The following is a 19,265-nucleotide window of genomic DNA, read 5'->3' as shown; positions in this document are numbered from 1 at the left end:
GGGACTCACGTCTTCGTCGAGCCCTGCGACGCGGTCGCGTACATCGAGTCCAGCACCGGACGGTACGTCGACTCGACGACCTTGCGCCGCACCTTCATGCTGGGCGTGAGCTCTCCACTCTCCACCGTCAGGTCGTGGTCGAGGATGCGGAAGTCCTTCACCGTCTCCCAACGGTTGACACGGCTGTTGACGTGCTCCACGGATGCACTGACCTGGGCGTGGACACCTGGGTGCGCGACCAGCGCGGCGTAGCCGACATCGGTCAGGCCGTGAGCCCGGCCCCACTGCACGAGAGCGTCCGCGTCCAGGGTGACCAAGGCCGTTGCGTAGTTGCGGCCCTCGGCGTGCACGACGACCTGGCTCGCCAGGTTGCACACCGCCTTGAACAGCACCTCGATCGGTTGCGGGGCGATGTACTTGCCGCCCGAGGTCTTGATCAGGTCCTTCTTGCGGTCGGTGATCCGCAGCCGCCCCTTCTCGTCGATCTCACCGATGTCCCCGGTGGCGAGCCAGCCGTCGGGGCTCAGCACCTCCGAGGTCGCCTCGGGTGAGCTGTGGTAGCCACGCATGACGCTCGGCCCACGGAGCAGGATCTCGCCGTCAGCGGCGATCCTCACCTCGGTGCCTGGGATGGGCGGGCCGACCCACCCGAAGACCGGGTCGTCGAGACGGACGATGCAGGCTCCCGCGCTGGTCTCGGTCAGGCCGTAGCCCTCGAGGATCACCATGCCGGCCGCCGAGAACCACGACGCGACTTCCGGGGAGAGAGCCGCACTGCCCGAGATGAGGAAGCGGATCCTGCCGCCCAGCCGGGCCCGGATCTTGGCGAACACCAACCTGTCGGCGACGGCATGCTGCAACCGCAGCGCCGAGCCCGGAGAACCACCCGCGAGGCGCACGTCGTCGTAGCGACGGCCGACGTCGAAGGCCCAGGAGAACAGGGACTGCTTGATCCCGCCCTCCTCCTCGATCGTCTGCCGGATCTTGGCGTGCACCTTCTCGAAGATGCGGGGAGGCCCGGCCATGAACGTCGGCCGGACGACCGACAGGTTCTCGACGATCTTGTCCATCCGACCGTCTATCGCAGTCGGGAAGCCGATCTGCAGCTGGACCGCCTGCAGCATCTTGCCGAACGAGTGGGACAGCGGCAGCCAGAGGTACTGGAGGTCGTCGATCGACAAGATGTCGAGCGACTCGGCACCCATACCGATGTAGGTCCAGCAGCTGTGGGTGAGCTCGACGCCCTTGGGGCGTCCGGTCGTGCCCGAGGTGTAGATCAGGGTCGCGAGATGCTCCGGGAGCACAGCCGCCACCGAGTCGTCGACGGCGGACGGGTGTTCGGCCAGGAAACGGTCTCCGAGCTCTCGGAGGTCTTGGATGCCCATCACCCAGTCGTCGTCGGGCCGGCTGTCGAAGACGACCACCCGGAGCAGGGCGGGAAGCCGGTCACGCAGCGTGCGGAGCTTGGCCACCTGTCCTTCGTCCTCGGCGAAGACCACCACCGATCCGCTGTCGGACAGGATGTAGCCCACGTCCTCCGCCCCGGTCGTGGGGTAGACGGTCGTGGTCGCCGCACCAGCGCAGGTGATGGCCAGGTCGGCCAGCACCCACTCGACCCTGGTGGAGCTCGCGATGGCGACAGGGTCCTCGGAGCCCACGCCGAGGGCGAGCAGGCCGGCCGCGAGCCGGCGTACGGCCTCGCCCGTCTGACGCCACGACATGGAGTCCCAGCCGTCGTCCGAGGGGAACCGGTAGGCCTCCAGGTCCGGTGTCATCGCGACCCGGTCGTAGAACAACTGAGCCATGGAGACCGCCCGTAGGGGGCTCGACATCGCGATGTCGGCTTGCGTCGTGGGCATGGTTGACCACTGATCCTTCCGTCGCCTGTGCTCCCAGCCTCGCGCGCCAGGGGCGGCGTCTGCAGAGGACTAGGTCCCGTCAGAGGCGTCAGGAGGCCCGAGCCGAGGTCCGCCAGCATCACAAGAACGGGTCTCACGACCCTGACCCGCCGTCGTGGTCGTCTCGTAGGTCCGAGTGGATCATTCCCGACTCTTCGCGGGGAAAGTCTCCCGAAGCTCGGTGACCAACGTGCCGGCGGCGAGCCCCCTCCGACGACGACGACGGGTGCGCTCAGGACGCCATGCTGACGTCGGGCCCGCCGTACACCGCCCGTGGACTCACCTCACCCGCCTGCCGGATCTGGCTTCGGTACGCTGCGACCCGCAGACGGACGATGGACCTATAGCGGGGAGGAGCGATGGCCAAGCCCCGTATCTTCCTCGGCTCGTCGGGCCGGCAGGCCACGCTGCTTCAGGCACTGACCCGCGGGCTGGCGGACGTCGCGGACGTCGAGCCGTGGACGGCGACCTTCAATCCCGGGTCAACCACTCTCGGGCGACTGGTCGAGCTGACTCGCGAGGTCGACTTCGCGGCGTTCGTCTTCGCCCAGGACGACTGGACAAGCGCCGAGCCGCCCCCCTCCGACGCCGATGCAGTCGCCGCCGGCCAGGCCTCACCGCGTGACAACGTCGTCTTCGAGGCCGGGCTCTTCGGAGGGGTCCTCGGCATGGAGCGAACATTCATCCTGCACGCCAACGGCGCGAAGCTGCCTACTGATCTGCTGGGCCTGACCTGCGTCCGGTACGGCGACGCGAACAAGGTCACCGAGGTGAGGGCCGTCAACCAGAAGTTGCGCAAGGCGATCGAGGACATCGGGTCCCTGTCCCGGATCGAGGGGCTGTGGTGGCAGTTCTCGATGACCGAGCGAAGCACGGTGGAGCCTTCCGCGGTGAGTCTGCTGCGCGTCTCACGCGATCGCGACCGCATGCTGGAGGTGAACGGCCGCGCCTGGCAGGAGGACGGCACCCTGTCCGCCCGCTACTGGAGCGAGGCGGCCAAGGAGACGAAGGACCCCGCGAGCATCTTCTACGCCTGGAGCGGTGAGCGTCCGCGCCATCCGAACGCACCCGCGATCTACGGCACCGGCCAGATCAAGCTCGAGACCGAGGACCGCGCAGCCGGTTACTGGACCACGCGGTCGGACGCCGATCCCACGCTCAACGCCCGGACATCAGGCGTCTACCTACGCGCCGACTCCGACGACCTCGCCGTCGTGGACGGACGCGACAACCAGACACGAGCGGCACTGATCGCCGAGCGCATCGAGGACTGGAAGTCGCTCGCGAACTCCTGATGGAGGTGCGTCGTGACAGGGGCGAACGGTCGCAGCGGGCACGTCCGCTGCCCGTGGAGGTCGGCCCGCGGATCGACCTTCGCATCGCGTCGCTCCCCCGTCTTGACCGGACAGCCCGATCCGCTGGAGCTGAACGTCGCGATGCGCCGGTGGGCAGGGTCAGCGGCCTGGCCGGAGGAAGCCGGACTCGTAGGCGAGCACGACCGCCTGGATCCGGTCCCTCAAGCCCAACTTGGACAGGATATTGCCGACGTGAGTCTTCACGGTGGCTTCGCCGAGCACCAACGTTCCCGCGATCTCGGCGTTCGACCGGCCGCTCGCGAGCAGGCCGAACACCTCGAACTCCCGCTCGCTGAGGTCGGCCAGCACGTCGGGTACGCCGGTGGTCGGCGGCGGTGCCCCGACGTAGTGCTCGATCAGACGGCGGGTCACTTTCGGGGAGACCACGGCGTCGCCGCGGACCACCATGCGCACGGCGGAGACGAGCTGCTCGCGGGGGACATCCTTGAGCAGAAATCCGCTGGCTCCCGCGCGCATGGCGTCGTAGACGTACTCGTCGAGGTCGAAGGTGGTGAGCACGAGGACCCGCGATGGCGATCCGGCCTGCACCAGTTGACGCGTCGCCTCGACGCCATCCATGCGTGGCATACGAATATCCATCAGCACCACGTCCGGACTGACTGAGGCCACCATGCGCAGGCACTCCCTGCCGTCCTCGGCCTCGCCGACCACCTCGAGGTCGTCCTCGAGGTCGAGGATCAGCCGGAACCCAGCGCGGACAAGCTCTTGGTCGTCACACAGCAGGACCCGGGTCATCCGCGCTCTCCATCGATCGGGATCGTCGCGACGAGCTCGAACCCACCGTCCTCGGTGTGACCCGAGTGCAGGGTGCCGCCCGCTGCCAGCGCTCGCTCACGTACGCCGATCAGCCCGTGCCCCGAGCGCCTGTCCGTGTCGACCCCTGGTCGAGCCTGTCGGCTGCGATCGTTGCGCACGACGACGCGCACGTCGTCCGGCCTACCTTCGACGGTGAGCCTCGTCGGCACGGCACCGGCGTGCTTGAGCACGTTGGTGAGCGCCTCCTGCACGATCCGGTACACGGCCAGCTCGATGCCGGCCGGCATCGATGCGGCGTCGACCCGCATGTCGGCCTCGAGCGGAAGCCCGGCCTCACGCAGACCGTTGACGAGCGACGGCAGGTCCGCCAGTCCGCGGGCCGGCGCCCGCGAGGAGCGATCTGGGCTCGGATCGTCATCCCAGTCGGCGAGGTCGTCGCTCCGCAGTACGTGCAGCAGCTGACGCATGTCGACCAGAGCCTCACGGGCGCTCCCACGGATCGCGCGCAGCGGCTCGCCGGCCCGCGACGGGTCCCGGGCGAGAGCCGCCTCGGCGGCGTCGGCCTGGACCGCGATGACGCTCAGGCTGTGGGCGACGACGTCGTGCAGCTCGCGGGCGATCCGCGCGCGCTCGTCGGCGACGGCCACGTGGGCGAGGTCTCGTTGGTGCTGCTCGGCATACGTGGCCCGCGCCCGCCACGACCTGGAGGCTCGCCCCAGCAACCAGGCCCCGCCCAGCTCGACCGCGATGAACGGGTAGTCCGAACCGCCGTCCAGCCATTCGGTGAGGAACATCCCGGCGAGCATGAAACCCAGCCCGAGCGAAGCGACACTCTCGTCGTACTCGGCGCCCAGCGAGTACGCGAGCAGGAGCACGACCACCAGCGCCATGAGCGTCCCCGGCGACTGGTTGCCCCAGACCCCCTGGACGACGTTGGCCGCGGTGGCGACCACTGCGGCGACGAGGGGGACGCGGTTGCGCCCGAGGAGGCTCAGGCCGATCACGACTGCCACTGGCACCGTCAGCGCCAGTGGCGTCTCGTCTACGTCTCCGCTGGTCAGGCCCCCGACTGAGAGAGCCACCACGACGCCCGCCAGGACGACGTCGCGGAGGGGAACGCCGAGAACAGCTCGGGAGCGCGCGGTGGATACCACCGGTCGAGGATAGGTCGGGGCGACGATCCCGGGGATCGGCATGGAGGAGGAGATGAATCAGCCGCGCGGTGGAGTGCATTCGTGATGCGGAGGGAGGCGGCGAGCGCGCGGTTCGCGCCAGCGTGGTGCCATGACGAACTCCACTCTCCTTCGCATCTCGGCGGCAGCCCTTCTGGTCGGAGCGCTGTTGCTCTCGCTGGGCGACCTCCTGCGTCGTACGGTCGACTCCTCGACCGGCTCCTCGCCGACGGCGATCGCCTCGGCGGTCCACGACCACCCTGGCGTCTGGCTCGCGGCCGGCGTCCTGAGCGCGCTGGCACCCGTGCTCTTCATCCCGGGCATCTGTGCCCTGGTGGCGACGACGCGCGGACGAGGGTCACGTGTCGTCGCCGTAGGCGGGGCCCTGGCCGTGCTGGGCCTCGTGGCGTCGGCCGGGCACGCGGTGGCGTATTACGCCCCGTTCGCGCTTTACGGCCGGGCGGACACCGACGCCACGACGATCAAGGCTCTTGACGACGCCTCGGAGTCCTACCCCATGCTCGTCGCGCTGATCATCGCGTTCATCGTCGGCATCACGATCGGCACGATCACGCTTCTCGTCGGCCTGCGCCGCGCTCGCCGGGTGCCGGTGTGGGCGCCGATCGCGGCGGTTGTCTTCGCGGTTGCGGGCAGTTCGGGCGGAGTCGTGATGGGAGTCCTGGGCACGGTGGCGGCGCTGGCTGCATTCCTTCCCGCAGCACGGTCTCTGCTGGTCCCCACGATCGACGGAGCGTCGACACGAGCCGATCGCGACCTCGAGTCGACCTCAGCCTGACGGACCAGGCCGTCTGTCCGAATGAGCTCAGACCTCATCGGCCAGGACCGTCGCCTGGCTCAGCGACAGATCCTTGGTCGCCGTCAACAGCGTCACCGGATGCTCTTCGAGCAAGGTGCGGAGCTTCGCCAGCGCCTCGGCGTGGTCGTCCTGGGCGAGCTCGGCGCGGTAGCGGCGTACGAACTCCTCGTGCTTCGCCGGGTCGTGTCCGTACCACTCGCGCAGCCCCGTCGAGGGCGCGACGTCCTTGAGCCACAGATCCACACGAGCCTTGTCCTTGCTGAGGCCCCGTGGCCACAGCCGATCAACCAGGACCCGTGTGCCGTCGTCGGCCCCAGGTGCGTCGTAGACCCGCGCAGTCCGGACACGGTGCACGCTCATGCTGGGCAGTCTGTCACCGCTGGCTCAGCACCTACTTCCGGTCTGTGCTGCCTGGGTGACCAGTTCGCGGGCCTTGGCCTGCAGGTCGAGCTTGTCCATCGTGCCCTCTTTCGTTGCGGGTCGAACGGGACTACCCCCGGCTGGATCCAGAGGCTGGCGCTCCGGTGAGCGTTGCGTCCTCAGCAGGTGGTGCCACTCGTCGCGCGTAGGCCGAAGCCGCGAGGAGCCAACTGATGAAGGTTGCGACGAAGACGCGCTGAGCGAGTCCGAAATGTGCGGGGAGTGCGGGGATCAGGAAGAAGGACCCGGTTGCCGCGACGGCCCAGACCAGGGTCGGTGCGGCGAAGCCTCTCCAGATGGTCTCTCGGCGGAAGAGTCCGCTGGCGGCGTACATCGAGATCAAGATGATGAGGAACGCCGCGAGGCCGGCGTCATTGTGGATGGTGCCGTGGGTGGTGGCCGGCTGGCCCGTCAGGTCGGTGTGGAAGAAGGCGGACATCGGGCCGGCGAGCACGGCTGCGACGTACAGCATCCAGCGGGTCACGCGCCCACGGGTGCAGGTGCGGCCAAGAAGACGGGCGAGCAGCGCGATGCCACTGCCCAGTGACAAGAAGGCCACCACCATCAGGGCGCCGCCCCGGCCGAGCGCGAGCTCGCTGATCGCCTGCACCTTCGGGTCGTATGTGACGTGCTGGATCAGGTTGAGCGAGACGACAACGGCCGGGAACACGGCGACGCAGGCGCAGGCTGCTGTCGCCAGCTGTCGGCTGGACATCGGACTCATGGCGGGCTCCTCGGGTTCGGCTCCCCGCAACCTAGGAATGGACACCTGCAGGACGCGTCGTACGACGAGACGAGCTGGCGTCGAACATCGGCCGACGTGGTCGTCGCCTGGTCGACAGGGGTCATCGCAGAGTTGACGCGCGCACGGAGCGCTGGCGCTAATGTCGTGAGCCGTGAGACCGACTCGCCGGTGGCTGCGAGAGATCGCGGTTCCGCGCTCCGACCTGTACCTCCCGCTCGCCCTGGCCGTGGTCACGCAGACCGATGTGTGGCTGCCTCGGCCCGTGAACCTCGGACACGTCGTCGGGCCGCCGGCTGTCGTCTCACTGCTCTATCTGGTGACCTCGTTGCTCCTGGTCTGGCGCCGCCGGGGACCACTCGCGGTTCTCGCGGCGATCGTGACCGTGGATGCGGTGGAGTACCTGGTCTTCGGCGCACCCGAAGGGCTCGGGTCGCTGCTGCCCTCGGTGATCGCGTTCTATGCGGTCGGGCGATACGCACGTGCCAGCGCGCTCGCGGTCGCAGCGCCCTTGGTTCTCCTCGGCACGGCTGTCCACGAGCTGAGGGACCCGGCGTTCACCTTCGACGGCGGCGAGGCCGTCTTCTATCTGGTTCTGGGCGCGGCCTGGCCGCTCGGGCGGGCTTTCGCTCGCAATGCGACCCAGCAGGCAGCGGTCGAGGACCGGTCGCGGGCTCTCTTGCGCGACCGCGAGGCGCGCACCCGAGAGGCGGTGATGGCGGAGCGCGCACGGATCTCGCGCGAGCTCCACGACGTGGTCGGCCACGGTCTGACCGTCGTGGTCTTGCAGCTCGTCGGCGCCGAGGCTCTGCTCGCCAACAACGCCCTCGACCTCGCTCACTCGCGGGTTGCTTCCGCAGAGTCCAGTGCCCGGGCCGCCCTTGAGGAGATGCGCCGACTCCTGGTGCTCCTCGGCGAGGACGGCGCCGACCGGTCCTTGGATCCGCAGCCCGGCCTACGTGACCTCGACAGCCTGCTCGACCACGCCCGCACAGCTGGCGCGCACATCTCCCTGACGGTCGAGGGTCAAACCCGCGAGATCCCCGCGGGAGTAGATCTCGCGGCCTATCGGATCGTTCAAGAAGCCCTGACCAACGTGCTCAAGCACGCGCAACCCCCACGGGCAACGGTCCGAATCGGCTACGAGGTCGACGCGCTGGCGATCGAGATCCTCGATGACGGCGCCCCGACCGCGACCACCGGCGACGGAACCGGACGCGGCCTCACCGGGCTGCACGAACGCGTCACGTTGTACGGCGGCGCGATCCAGGCCGGTCCGCGCCCGGAAACCGGGTACGCCGTCTCCGCACGCCTCCCGGTGCCCTGCCCATGACGATCAGGGTCCTGGTCGTCGACGACGAGGCCATCGTGCGCGACGGTCTCCGCACGATCATCGACCTGGAGCCCGACCTCGAAGTGGTCGGCGAGGCCGCGAACGGAGAAGAGGCGCTGTCTGCCGCCCGCCGACTCACCCCGGACCTCGCCCTGGTCGATATCCAGATGCCAGTCCTGGACGGCATCGAAACGACCCGGAGGCTGGTACTTCTCAAGACCCCGCCGAAGGTGTTGTTGCTCACGACCTTCGATCGCAACGAATACGTCTACGAAGGGATGAAGGCCGGCGCCGGGGGGTTCCTGCTCAAGGATGTCCGCCGCAACCAACTCACCGACGCGATCCGCACCATCATGGCCGGCGACACCCTCCTGGCGCCGTCGGTGACCCGCCGCCTGATCGAGGAGTTCTGCAGGCTTCCGTCACCCTCCTCATCACGACCCGTGGGCCTCGCGGAGCTCACTGCACGCGAGGTCGAGGTCCTCGCCCTGGTCGGACGCGGAAGGTCGAATGCCGAGATCGCCCAAGACCTGGTGGTCGCAGAAACGACGGTACGTACACACGTGTCCAGGCTGCTGACCAAGCTCGACCTCCGTGACCGCGCCCAAGCCGTGGTCGTTGCCTACGAGTCGGGCCTCATCCGCCCGGGAACCTGACACCCGAGCGCCGTGGTCGGAGAGCCCTGGCCCGGTCCAGAACGTGAAGTCCTCCGACATCGCTCTTGAAGCGGTCAAGAACAAGCACCTTGCGGGCCCCCTGAAGACCGACCCGACGACGCCCAGACGCTTGGTGGCCTGAGCCTGGCCGAAGTGGTGGCCGCGGCCGGGGGCGAGGACGTCGAGGCCAACCAGGTCGGCAACACCAACATCGAGTTCGTCGCGGCCACCGGGATCGTCTTGGCATCGCTCGAGCTGCCGCACGCCGGCAAGTGGCTGGTCAGCGCCAGCGTCCCCGTGACCTGCACCTGGGACAACACATCGTCCGGTGGAGACCCCGACCCGGCCAACGCATCTGGGCCGGATCAACCCTGGTTCTACGGGCAGGCTCGCATCTTGAACGGCGATACGGTCCTCGAGGCGAAGACCGGTACCTGCGCGGCCGAAGCCCGTCAGAACGTCGTCGAAAGCAACATTGTCGGCGCGATCGAGATCCAGATGACCCATCTCGTGACGGTCGACGGTCCGACGACGCTTCTCCTCAGGGGCAGCAGCGCCGAGAGCAACGTGCTCGGCGTGCAAGTCGTCGCGAGCTCGCGTGTCGTCGCCATGGCCAGCGGCTCGAAGCTCGCGGCCGTCACGGTTCAGTAGTAGACGTCGCTGCTCGAGTTCCGCAGGGGGCCGCGACCGTCGGCCCAGCCGGCGCGATGAGGTAGCCAGTCGCTCGCAGCACGAGATGCACGGTGAACTCGATGACCAAGACCAGATCGCAGCAGCCCAACGATGGGGTTCTCCTCCATCGTTGCAACCTCCTGCTGCTCGGGAGTCCGCGAATGGAAGCAGCGGTACTCGTTCGCCACGGGGCGAGGCTACCCACGAAGCGCACTCACATGGCCGCTGTCATTGGCCACAGACGTCGCGGCGGCCTCGGCGCCGGCATCGTCCAGGCCTGGATGGGGCACGCGTCGATCGCCACGACGAACATCTACCTGCACCACCTCGGGATGCGAGGCACACGGGAGGAAACTCACACGGTCCCCGAGAAGCACGAAGCCCGCCCCGATGAACGTCTGCCCAGGTCGGAGCGGGTGAGGGATTGGTGGAGCTGAGGGGATTCGAACCCCTGACCTTCTCATTGCGAACGAGACGCGCTACCAACTGCGCCACAGCCCCAGGTGCGTCCGGGGGATCACCCCGAAGACGCGAAACGGAAGGCTAGCACCGGCCTTCAGACCGGATCGAATCAGCAGCGGTTCAAGAGCCGACGGCGCGGTCGCCCTCGGACGGCTTCTCGTCGCGGGCAGCCTTGGCCGCCTCGTCGGCCTCGCGAGCCAGCTGGCTGTCGGCCTCGGTGCGGCCCGACGTCCATACGCCGGTGGAGTCGAGGTCGATGGTGCGGACCGTACGCCGGGCGGTGGCCTTGCCGACGTACGTCGGGAGGGTCACGGGCACCGGATCCCACAGGCCCGGGTCGTCGACGGCGACCATTTCGCCGGTCTCGTCGTCGAGCATCAGGGCCGGGCGTTCGGCGGTCTCGAGGATCTCGTCCTCGATCAGCGCGTCGACGACCTGGTCGATGACAGAGGGGCGCCAGGCCCGTTCGCGACGGACCATGAGGCGGCAGGCGACGAGCCAGGCGAGCAGGACGCCGGCCGGTGCGGCCGTCCACCACCAGGAGAACACGTGGGCGGTGGCGAGGGCGACGACGGCCACGTTGGCGAGCAGCAGGAGGAGCAGGACGCGGCGACGGCGGCGGGCGGCCCGGTTGGTCGCCCGCCGGCGGGCGGCGAGCTCCTCGGCGGTCGTCACGACGGAGTCGCCCTGCACGGCCTCGACCTGCGTGGCGGGCTTGCCGGGGACGACGAGCCGGGCGGTGCGGCGGTCGACGGGCTCGCGGCGAGCCAGGACCCGCATGGAGTCGGAGAAGGTGTCGACGGACCGGGTGCGGACGACCTCTTCGTGGTGCTTGAGCGCCTTGGGGATGAGATAGGCGGCCCAGGCGACCGCCAGGGCGACGAAGATCAGTCCGCTCAGGTCCACGGAGGTGAGCCTAGGTTTGCTAGCGCATGGTGGGGCGGATGTCCATAGGTGTGTCGCCAGGGAACTCGTGTGACTAGTGGGACTGGTTTCGAGGCGGGCGCCAGCGCGCCCTCCTCAACCAGCGGAGAGAAGTCGTCGCACGAGACCCCCGGGAGCCTCCTCGACCGTCACGGCGTACAGCCGGTGGTCGCGCCAGTCACCGTCGATGTGGATGAAGCGGGGCGCGTAGCCGACCTCGCGCAGGCCGAGCTTCTCCACGACGCGCAGGGAGTTGGAGTTCTCGGGCCGGATCGCGATCTCGATGCGGTGCAGGCCCGCCGCGGTGAAGCAGTGGTCGATGACCAGCGCGACGGCGAGCGGCATCACCCCACGGCCGGCGAACGAGCGGTCCAGCCAGTAGCCGATCGAGGCGAACTGCGCGGAGCCGCGCACGATGTTGTTGACCGTGATCTGGCCGGCGAACTGCCCGTCGACATCTATCGCGAACGGCATGGTCGCGCCGATCCGCGCCGAGCGGTCGAGCCGGCGTACCAACGCACGGAAGGACGCCGGACGCTCCGCGCCGCCCGGCGGGACGGTCGCATCCCACGGCCGCAGCCAGTCGGCGTTGGCCTTGCGCGCCGCCTTCCAGGCCCGGGCGTCGGCGTAGGCCAGCGGGCGGACCGTCACCTCGCCGTGCTGCAGAACGGCCGGCCACCCCGGCGCCGCGTTCACGGTCGCCTCTCAGTGGTCACTGCCGACGATCTGCTCGATCGCGTGCTCGAGGATCGGCGCCAGCACCACGAGCCCGTCCTTCACCCCGCCCTTCGAGCCGGGCAGGTTCACGACCAGGCACGAGCCGATCACTCCGGCGATGCCGCGCGACAGGGCGGCTGCCGGGATGCCCTTGCTCGCGCCGTAGGCCCGGATCGCCTCGCCGATGCCCGGCACCTCGAAGTCGAGCAGTGCCCGGGTCTGCTCGGGCGTGCGGTCGGTGGGTGTCAGGCCCGTACCTCCCGTGGTCAGCACCACGCGCGCGCCGTCGGCGACCGCGGCCGAGATCGCCTCGCCCACTGGAGCCCCGTCGGGTACGACGACGGGGTCGCCGACCGCGAAGTCGAGCGAGCGCAAGAAGTCGACCAGGACCGGGCCGGTGAGGTCGTCGTAGACCCCCGCGGCCGCCCGGTTCGACGCGACGACCACCGCGGCGGGTACGTGGAGGACTTCCTCGGTCATCGCTGCCAGTCCCCCGACCGGCCCCCGGACTTGGACTCGACGCGTACGTCGGTGATCACCGCTGCCTTGTCGACGGCCTTGATCATGTCGATCACCGTCAGCGCAGCCACCGAGACCGCCGTCAGCGCCTCCATCTCGACGCCGGTGCGTTCGGTGGTGGCGACCCTGGCCACGATGTCGACCGACTCGTCGGTGAGGGCCAGGTCGACGGTCACCGACGACAGCATCAGCGGGTGGCACAAGGGGATCAGCTGAGGCGTCTGCTTGGCGCCCATGATCCCGGCCAGTCGCGCCACCGAGAGGGCGTCGCCCTTGGGCATCCCCTCACCGCGCAGCAACGCGATGACGGCCGGGGAGACCAGCACCCGGCCGCTGGCCGTCGCCGATCGAGCAGTCACCTCCTTGGCCGATACGTCGACCATGCGCGCCGCACCGGTCTCGTCGAGGTGGGTCAAGCGCGGCTGGTCTGCCATCAGAACTCCCGATCCAGGGGGACGACGGTGACCGTGGCACCCGCATCGAGCGAGGTCGTCTCGGTCGGCACCACGATCAGCGCGTTGGCCTGGGACAGGTCGCCGATCAGGTGGGAGCCGGGGCCGCCGACGGGCGAGACCGTCACCGTGCGGTCACCCGCCTCCAGCTCGCCACGGAGGTACTGCGCGCGACCGGGCGGCGACTTCACAGCGTGGGTCAGCGTCGCCTCGACCGTCGGGCGCGCATAGGGCAGCAGCCCCATCATCCGGCGCAGCGCCGGCAGCACGAACATCTCGAAGGAGATGAACGAGGAGACCGGGTTGCCGGGCAGCGTGAAGATCGGGGTCTGGTCCTCGCCCACCACACCGAAACCCTGCGGCTTGCCCGGCTGCATGGCAACCCCGCCGAACCACACGGTCCCGCTCGGCAGCAGCGCCTCCTTGACCACGTCGTAGTCACCCATCGACACGCCGCCGCTGGTGATCACTGCGTCAGCGCGCACCAGCTGGTCACCCAGCGCGTCGAGGAACGCTTGCGGCTCGTCGGGCACGATGCCGACGCGGTAGGCGATCGCGCCCGCCCGGCGTACGGCTGCGGCGAGCATGTAGGAGTTGCCGTCGTAGATGGAGTCGTGGCCACGAGCCGTGCCCGGCTCCCGCAGCTCCGACCCGGTCGAGAGGATCACCACGCGAGGGCGGGGACGCACGACGACCGACGCGCGGCCCACGCTCGCCAGCAGGCCGAGCTGGCGCGGGCCGAGCCGCGTGCCCTCCTCGATCAGCAGGTCGCCGACGGTGACGTCCTCGCCCGCGCCGCGCACGTGCTGGCCCTCGTAGGGCGCCTTGGAGATGACGACCTGGGCGACTCCTCGGTCGGTCCACTCATAGGGCACGATCGCGTCAGCGCCGGCAGGAACGGGCGCGCCGGTCATGATCTTGACGGCCGTGCCGGGAGACAGGGCCAGGATGCGCGCCTGGCCGGCACCGATCTCGCCGACCACCGGCAGGTGCACGGGGTTCTCGTCGGAGGCCGAGGCCACATCGGCCTGTACCACGGCGTAGCCGTCCATGGCCGAGTTGTCGAAGCTCGGCAGGTCGATCGGCGAGGTCACGTCCTCGGCGGCCACCAGGCCGAGCGCGTCGAGCAGGGGCTGGTCGTACGGCGGCAGCGGCCGCAGCGAGTCGAGGATCGCCTGCTGGTGCTCGTCGACGCTTCTCAGGCTCTGCCGGTCCTTGGGCTGGTCGTTGGCCATCACCCGTCGAGCACCGTGCCGGCCGCGATCCGCTTCGCCGTGTCGGCTTCGAGCTCCACGTCGCCCACGACCTCGACGCCGCGACCGAAGGTGAAGTCGCCCTCGACCTTGAGCGAGCGCGCCCTGCGCAGCGACGGCGCGCCCTCGGGGAAGCGCTGGTCGAAGTCGCCGACCATCCGGTAGAAGTCGGGATCGAGATCGACGAACGGCAGGTCGCCTTCCTGGTCGAGCCCGAAGTCGGCGCCGAGGTCGTAGACGTCGGAACGCAGCACCAGCAGGTCGTTGGTCGTCTTGACGGGGATGAACCGGTCACGCCCGACCTCGATGGTGCGGGCTGCCGCGAACACCTCGATGGCCGCGCCCATCGCGGTCTCGATCTGGATCACCTTGGGCGTGGAGGTGTCGGCGGGGTCGAGGTTCTTGACGTTGCGGATCAGCGGGAGACCCAGGATGCCGCCGCGGCGGTCGAGCTCGTTGCTCATCGCGACCAGGTCGAACCACAAGTTGTTGGTCGAGGAGTACCTGTGGCGGCTGAGATCGGCCAGCGCCTCCTGGTCCTGGGGCAGCGTCTGGGCCGTCTCGCGCAGCACGATCCGGCCGTCGCTCCTGCGTCGGGCGAAGTGCCCGCCCTTGCGGTCGGACGGGGTGCGCCGCACCGCCTCGATCGCGAACGGGATGCGGTGGGACTTCAACCAGCCCGCCAGGCGTGGGTCGGGCGTGGCACCGAGGTTGTCGGAGTTGGAGACGAAGACGCGTTCGTAGCCCTGCTCGATGAGACGGTCCAGGAGACCCGTGCCACGAAGGGCCGTGTAGAGGTCACCGTGTCCCGGCGGACACCACTCGAGATCGGGGTTGCGGGGGTAGGACGCCGGCACCAGGCCCTTCTCGAGGAGCTTGGGCTCCTTGTTCTGCCAGAACTCCAAGGGCAGGCCGTCGACCGCCAGGTCCTCGTAGCGCGCCAGCGCCGCCATCGTGTCTGCCGAGGTGCGGAAGGAGTTCATGAAGATCATCGGGAGCGGCGCGTCGTACTGCTTGCGCAGATGCAGCACCTGACGGGCGATCACGTCGAGGAACGAGAGGCCGCGGCGCACGCAGAGCAGCGACTTCGCGCGGTCCATGCCCATCGAGGTGCCGAGCCCGCCGTTGAGCTTGATGACCGCGGTCGTGCGGATCGCGTCGGCCGCGACCTCGTCGGCGACCTCGACGTCTGCGAGCGCCTCCATGTCGATCGGCTCGATCGCGGTCTCCGGGATCATGCCGGTCTCGCCGTGCTCGAGCAGCCGGTAGTAGTGGGCGAACGTGTCGACCGCCACCTCGTCCACGCCCGCGTCCAGCATCTTCTGGCGCGCGAGGTTCAAACCAGGACTACCCATGCTTCGATCGTAGGCTTGTGGGGTGCCCGACCGGCAATCAGCCCACTCTGCAAGTACGGCGAAGCTCGCCCTGCGCGACCAGCTCGTCACCGCCCGCAACCGGCGCAGCCTGCTGGAGGTCGGCGAGGCGGCTCGCGCGATCGCCGAGCACGTGCTGGCGACCCCGGAGATAGGCCGGACGGCGACCATCACGGCGTACGTCTCCATCGGCACCGAGCCCGGCACCACCCAGTTGCTGGAATCCCTGGTGGCACTGGGCAAACGCGTGATCCTGCCCGTCGTGCTGCCAGGTCTCGACCTCGACTGGTCGGTGTACGACGGACCCACGTCTCTGGCTCCCGCCCGGATGGGGTTGCTCGAGCCCGTCGGCCCCCGCCTCGGCGTCGAGGCGGTGGCGACCGCCGATCTCCTGCTGGTCCCCGGACTCGCTGCGTCTGCGACCGGCGACCGGATGGGTCGCGGCGGCGGCTGCTATGACCGCGCCCTCGCGCGAGTGCCCGTCGGCACCCCGGTGTGGGCGCTGCTGTACGACGACGAGGTCGGCGTCGACGTACCGACCGAGCCCCACGACCGCTCGGTCACCGGCGCCGTGACGCCCTCGGGGCTGCACCTCTTCGCTGGTTGAGCCACCGGGTGCGCTCGACCACCGGGTGCGCTCAGGGCGCCAAGGTCAACGTGTGCTCGGCGGCGTCGCGAACGGCCCCGGGTGAGAACGGCCACGGCAACGTCTCGCCACGAGCCCACAGGTCGGTCTGGTCGGTGTAGTGGTCGCTGAACGGATGTCCGGAGACGCCCGTGAGGTTGATCCAGCGCGACTCGTCGAGGTCGGCCATCGAGACGACCATCCGCATCGAGGGCGCCGAGTCGACGGTGTAGCCCAGTGACGCCGAGTAGGACGACGCGTCGACGGCCGCGGGGCCGCCACCCACTTCCCAGCCGCCACGGTTGACCAGCCACTCGACCGGTCCGATGCCCGAGGTGCCCAGGGTCGGCTCCTCGAGGTCGAGTCGGTGGAGGTGGCCCCACTCCCAGCCCTCGACGTCGCGCGAGTCGAGCCGGGTCACCTCGTCGCGGGCGTCCATCAGCACCTGTCGCAAGATGTCGTCGCGGGTCTCGGTCTCCTGGGTGCCGCGGTCGTCCCACCAGGTCGAGTCCGGTTCGTCGAGCAGTCGCGTGACCACGGCCATCCAGCGGTCGCCGCCGCTGGGCCAGACGTCCTCCACCATCTCGTCGTGGAAGGTCTCGGCGAGCAGCGTTCGCCAGGCCACGTTGAAGTACTCGGCCGCCGCACTGTCGGCCTGCTGGCGATAGTCCCACCGGCGCAGCTGACGCTGACCGGCCGACCAGTAGCCGGAGGGCAGGTCGATCGCAAGCAGCCGCGGCACGAGCGCGGCCGCCAGTGGGTTGCGGTCGTCGAGCTGGATCTGCGCCATCTGGTCCACCGACAACCCGCCGCTGCCGGCGGTCGCCTGCCCGATCAGGTCGCGGATCCGCTCGGAGCGGTAGCCCTGGTCCCAGTCGTCGGTCAGGAAGTAGGGATAGTCGGGCCCGATCACGGCCTGGTTGGCCGTCACGATGAACCCCTCGGCAGGGTCGAGCACGTTGGGCAGCCCGTCGAAGGGCACGTAGTCACCCGTCCAGTCGTTCTCGTTCAGCCAGCCCGCCTGGGGCTGACGTCCGTCGTTACCGGACTTGCGGATCGGCACCATGCCGGGTGCCTGGTAGCCGATATGGCCCTGGCGGTCGGCGTACACGATGTTCTGCGCGGGTACGGCGAACGACGAGACCGCCTGCCGGAAGCCCTCCCAGTCGGAGGCGGTGTTGAGGTCGAAGATCGCGTCGGCGGTCGTCGAGGGGGTCAGCGCCGTCCAGGCCAGCGAGATCGCGCCCCGGGTGTCCGGCGACGCGGCGACGCCCGCTCCGGAAGGGTCGTCGGGCGCATTGGTGGAGAGGTCGTCGTAGAACGACGAGACGTCGCTGAGCAGCGGACCGTGGGCGGTCGAGCGCACCCGGATCGTGACGTCGTCCTCGCCGAGCACCTTGATGGTCTCCTGACGAACCTCGAGGGGGCGCAGGCGACCGTCTTGTTCCCACTGGTCGTCGGTGACCCGCTCGAGGTAGAGGTCGGTCACGTCGGGACCGAGGTTGGTGAAGCCCCAGGCGATGTCGGCGTTGTGCCCGATCACCACACCCGGCACGCCGGAGAACGTGAAGCCGGCAACGTCGAACGGGCAGTCGTCACTGCGCACTCGGCAGTGCAGCCCCATCTGCACCCAGATGCCCGGCACCGAGACGCCGAGGTGAGGGTCGTTGGCCAGCAGCGGCGCGCCGGTGTCGGACAGGTCGCCGGAGACCACCCAGCTGTTGGAGCCCCAGCCGTCGGTCTGGCTGTCCGTGGACCCACCCGCCCCCAGGAAGTGCGGGAGGTCGGCGAGGGCCGACCTGAGCCCGGCGAGCTGCGCACGCTGGTCGGCGGTGTACGCCGGCCGCTGCGGGTTGCGGGTGCCGCCCTTCTCGGCGTCCTGCTCGAAGACCCCGTCGACGACGGCGCCCTGACCCACGATCGGCCGGTGGGCGCCATAGTCGTAGTCGGGGTAGAGATCGGCGACCTGGTCGGGCGTGTGGTCGGCCGACACCAAGGCCCGCTCGATCTCCTCGTCCAGGTTGCCCTTGAGGTCCCACGCCATCGCCTTGAGCCAGGCCAGCGAGTCGACCGCGGTCCACGGTTCCGGGCGGTAGTCGAGCCCGCCCAACCCGAGCACGGTGTACTGGAGCGCGATCTGCGAGGGCGTGTGGGAGTCGAGGTAGGCGTTGACGCCGTCGGCGTAGGCGTCGAGCGCGGCCCGGGTGCGCGGCTCCAGCAGGGCCAGCTCCTCCTCGGCCACCCGCCGCCAGCCGAGGGTGCGCACGAACTCGTCGATCTCGAGGGTGTCGGGCCCGAACAGCTCCGAGAGCCGGCCCGCCGTGGTGTGCCGGCGGACGTCCATCTCGTAGAACCGCTCCTGCGCGTGCACGTAGCCCTGCGCGGCCATCAGGTCGGCCGTCGTGTCGGCGTACAGCTGCGGGATGCCGTTGGCGTCGCGCACCACCTCGACCTCGGCGCTCAGGCCGGGCACCTTGATCGTGCCGTCGACCTGCGGGAACGGGCGCCGCACCAGCATGACACCGGTGACCGTGGCAGCGATGAGCGCCAGCAGGACGCCGAGAGCCACGTACGTCGACCAGCGCACCGTCCGTGGCCACGCGCGGAACCGCTGCCACCAGCTGGGGCGGACGGCTTCGCCGGGGAATCCAGGCTCGCTCATGGTGGTTCACAGTGTGCCGTACCATTGGCAGTCGCCCGGTGAGAGTGCCAGTCGACTGCTGACGACCGAGAGCAGCGAAGGAGAACAGTGCCCACCTACCAGTACGCCTGCACCGAGTGCGGCCATGCCTTCGAGCAGTTCCAGAGCTTCTCCGACGACGCGCTGACCGAGTGCCCCGAGTGCAGCGGTCGTCTGCGCAAGGTCTTCAACGCGGTGGGCGTGGTCTTCAAGGGATCCGGCTTCTATCGCAACGACAGCCGCGACAAGACGCCCTCCGGCACGTCAGCGTCCTCGGAGTCGAAGTCCGACTCGAAGTCCGACTCCACCACCAAGACCGAGACCAAGACCGAGTCGAAGTCCGAGACCAAGGCCACCGCGAAGTCGAGCGAGGCCAAGGCGCCTGCGACCACCTGAACTCCGTCGGCTTCGAGCGTCG

General features: G+C 69.4%; 19 protein-coding genes and 1 tRNA gene. 7 read left to right on the top strand and 13 right to left on the bottom strand.

What is annotated here, in order from left to right:
- Nucleotides 1-5 precede the first annotated feature (5 nt).
- On the bottom strand, nucleotides 6-1,859 hold the full coding sequence (locus tag ISU10_RS02645; RefSeq protein ID WP_194694816.1) for an AMP-dependent synthetase/ligase: 1,854 nt from the start codon (nucleotides 1,857-1,859) through the stop codon (nucleotides 6-8).
- Nucleotides 1,860-2,257: 398 nt separating this feature from the next.
- Between ISU10_RS02645 and ISU10_RS02640 the strand changes: the two genes are divergently transcribed.
- Nucleotides 2,258-3,193, top strand: a complete 936-nt coding sequence (locus ISU10_RS02640; protein ID WP_194694815.1) for a TIR domain-containing protein — start codon at nucleotides 2,258-2,260, stop codon at nucleotides 3,191-3,193.
- A 159-nt stretch (nucleotides 3,194-3,352) separates the two neighbouring features.
- On the opposite strand, the gene ISU10_RS02635 is transcribed toward ISU10_RS02640, so the two are convergent.
- Both ISU10_RS02635 and ISU10_RS02630 read right to left on the bottom strand, forming a co-directional pair.
- Nucleotides 3,353-4,009: a response regulator gene (locus tag ISU10_RS02635; RefSeq protein ID WP_194694814.1), complete on the bottom strand. Its 657-nt coding sequence runs from the start codon at nucleotides 4,007-4,009 to the stop codon at nucleotides 3,353-3,355.
- Nucleotides 4,006-5,184: a sensor histidine kinase gene (locus ISU10_RS02630; RefSeq protein WP_194694813.1), complete on the bottom strand. Its 1,179-nt coding sequence runs from the start codon at nucleotides 5,182-5,184 to the stop codon at nucleotides 4,006-4,008. The genes ISU10_RS02635 and ISU10_RS02630 overlap by 4 nt, the downstream gene beginning before the upstream one ends.
- Nucleotides 5,185-5,314: 130 nt before the next feature.
- Between ISU10_RS02630 and ISU10_RS02625 the strand changes: the two genes are divergently transcribed.
- Entirely contained in the window at nucleotides 5,315-5,998 is a 684-nt protein-coding gene (locus ISU10_RS02625; protein ID WP_194694812.1) for a hypothetical protein, read from the top strand.
- A gap of 27 nt (nucleotides 5,999-6,025) precedes the next feature.
- On the opposite strand, the gene ISU10_RS02620 is transcribed toward ISU10_RS02625, so the two are convergent.
- Both ISU10_RS02620 and ISU10_RS02615 read right to left on the bottom strand, forming a co-directional pair.
- Nucleotides 6,026-6,379 (bottom strand): DUF488 domain-containing protein, encoded by a 354-nt coding sequence (locus ISU10_RS02620; RefSeq protein ID WP_194694811.1) that lies wholly within the window; start codon nucleotides 6,377-6,379, stop codon nucleotides 6,026-6,028.
- Nucleotides 6,380-6,509: 130 nt separating this feature from the next.
- Entirely contained in the window at nucleotides 6,510-7,163 is a 654-nt protein-coding gene (locus ISU10_RS02615; protein WP_194694810.1) for a DUF998 domain-containing protein, read from the bottom strand.
- A gap of 172 nt (nucleotides 7,164-7,335) precedes the next feature.
- Here ISU10_RS02615 and ISU10_RS23995 point away from each other — a divergent pair, with 172 nt between their 5' ends.
- From ISU10_RS23995 to ISU10_RS02600, 3 genes are all read left to right on the top strand, one after another.
- Nucleotides 7,336-8,514 (top strand): sensor histidine kinase, encoded by a 1,179-nt coding sequence (locus tag ISU10_RS23995; RefSeq protein WP_194694809.1) that lies wholly within the window; start codon nucleotides 7,336-7,338, stop codon nucleotides 8,512-8,514.
- A complete protein-coding gene (locus ISU10_RS02605; RefSeq protein ID WP_194694808.1) occupies nucleotides 8,511-9,170 on the top strand; it encodes a response regulator in 660 nt (219 codons plus the stop codon). Before ISU10_RS23995 ends, ISU10_RS02605 begins: the two co-directional genes overlap by 4 nt.
- 153 nt (nucleotides 9,171-9,323) lie before the next feature.
- Nucleotides 9,324-9,821, top strand: a complete 498-nt coding sequence (locus tag ISU10_RS02600) for a hypothetical protein (RefSeq protein WP_194694807.1) — start codon at nucleotides 9,324-9,326, stop codon at nucleotides 9,819-9,821.
- Between the two features lie 446 nt (nucleotides 9,822-10,267).
- On the opposite strand, the gene ISU10_RS02595 is transcribed toward ISU10_RS02600, so the two are convergent.
- From ISU10_RS02595 to ISU10_RS02565, 7 genes are all read right to left on the bottom strand, one after another.
- A tRNA-Ala gene (locus ISU10_RS02595) sits at nucleotides 10,268-10,343 on the bottom strand.
- An 81-nt stretch (nucleotides 10,344-10,424) separates the two neighbouring features.
- On the bottom strand, nucleotides 10,425-11,210 hold the full coding sequence (gene sepX, locus ISU10_RS02590; RefSeq protein WP_194694806.1) for a divisome protein SepX/GlpR: 786 nt from the start codon (nucleotides 11,208-11,210) through the stop codon (nucleotides 10,425-10,427).
- A gap of 114 nt (nucleotides 11,211-11,324) precedes the next feature.
- Nucleotides 11,325-11,924 carry a GNAT family N-acetyltransferase gene (locus ISU10_RS02585; protein WP_194694805.1) on the bottom strand — a complete coding sequence of 200 codons (600 nt, stop codon included), beginning with the start codon at nucleotides 11,922-11,924 and terminating at the stop codon, nucleotides 11,325-11,327.
- A 9-nt stretch (nucleotides 11,925-11,933) separates the two neighbouring features.
- On the bottom strand, nucleotides 11,934-12,425 hold the full coding sequence (locus ISU10_RS02580; protein WP_194694804.1) for a MogA/MoaB family molybdenum cofactor biosynthesis protein: 492 nt from the start codon (nucleotides 12,423-12,425) through the stop codon (nucleotides 11,934-11,936).
- Nucleotides 12,422-12,898 carry a cyclic pyranopterin monophosphate synthase MoaC gene (gene moaC, locus ISU10_RS02575; protein ID WP_194694803.1) on the bottom strand — a complete coding sequence of 159 codons (477 nt, stop codon included), beginning with the start codon at nucleotides 12,896-12,898 and terminating at the stop codon, nucleotides 12,422-12,424. The genes ISU10_RS02580 and moaC overlap by 4 nt, the downstream gene beginning before the upstream one ends.
- Entirely contained in the window at nucleotides 12,898-14,151 is a 1,254-nt protein-coding gene (gene glp / locus ISU10_RS02570; RefSeq protein WP_194694802.1) for a molybdotransferase-like divisome protein Glp, read from the bottom strand. The genes moaC and glp overlap by 1 nt, the downstream gene beginning before the upstream one ends.
- Nucleotides 14,151-15,524, bottom strand: a complete 1,374-nt coding sequence (locus tag ISU10_RS02565; RefSeq protein ID WP_194694801.1) for a UTP--glucose-1-phosphate uridylyltransferase — start codon at nucleotides 15,522-15,524, stop codon at nucleotides 14,151-14,153. The genes glp and ISU10_RS02565 overlap by 1 nt, the downstream gene beginning before the upstream one ends.
- Before the next feature lie 22 nt (nucleotides 15,525-15,546).
- Between ISU10_RS02565 and ISU10_RS02560 the strand changes: the two genes are divergently transcribed.
- On the top strand, nucleotides 15,547-16,149 hold the full coding sequence (locus tag ISU10_RS02560; RefSeq protein ID WP_194694800.1) for a 5-formyltetrahydrofolate cyclo-ligase: 603 nt from the start codon (nucleotides 15,547-15,549) through the stop codon (nucleotides 16,147-16,149).
- Between the two features lie 31 nt (nucleotides 16,150-16,180).
- Here ISU10_RS02560 and ISU10_RS02555 read toward each other — a convergent pair whose 3' ends face one another.
- Complete coding sequence (locus tag ISU10_RS02555; protein WP_194694799.1) at nucleotides 16,181-18,829, bottom strand: penicillin acylase family protein; 2,649 nt, start codon at nucleotides 18,827-18,829, stop codon at nucleotides 16,181-16,183.
- A gap of 87 nt (nucleotides 18,830-18,916) precedes the next feature.
- Between ISU10_RS02555 and ISU10_RS02550 the strand changes: the two genes are divergently transcribed.
- A complete protein-coding gene (locus ISU10_RS02550; RefSeq protein ID WP_194694798.1) occupies nucleotides 18,917-19,243 on the top strand; it encodes an FmdB family zinc ribbon protein in 327 nt (108 codons plus the stop codon).
- Nucleotides 19,244-19,265: the final 22 nt, after the last annotated feature.

This window comes from Nocardioides agariphilus (assembly GCF_015352445.1).
GTDB lineage: Bacteria > Actinomycetota > Actinomycetes > Propionibacteriales > Nocardioidaceae > Nocardioides > Nocardioides agariphilus.
The sequence above is the reverse complement of the archived record's forward strand: the minus strand, read 5'-3'. Positions and strand labels throughout refer to the sequence as shown.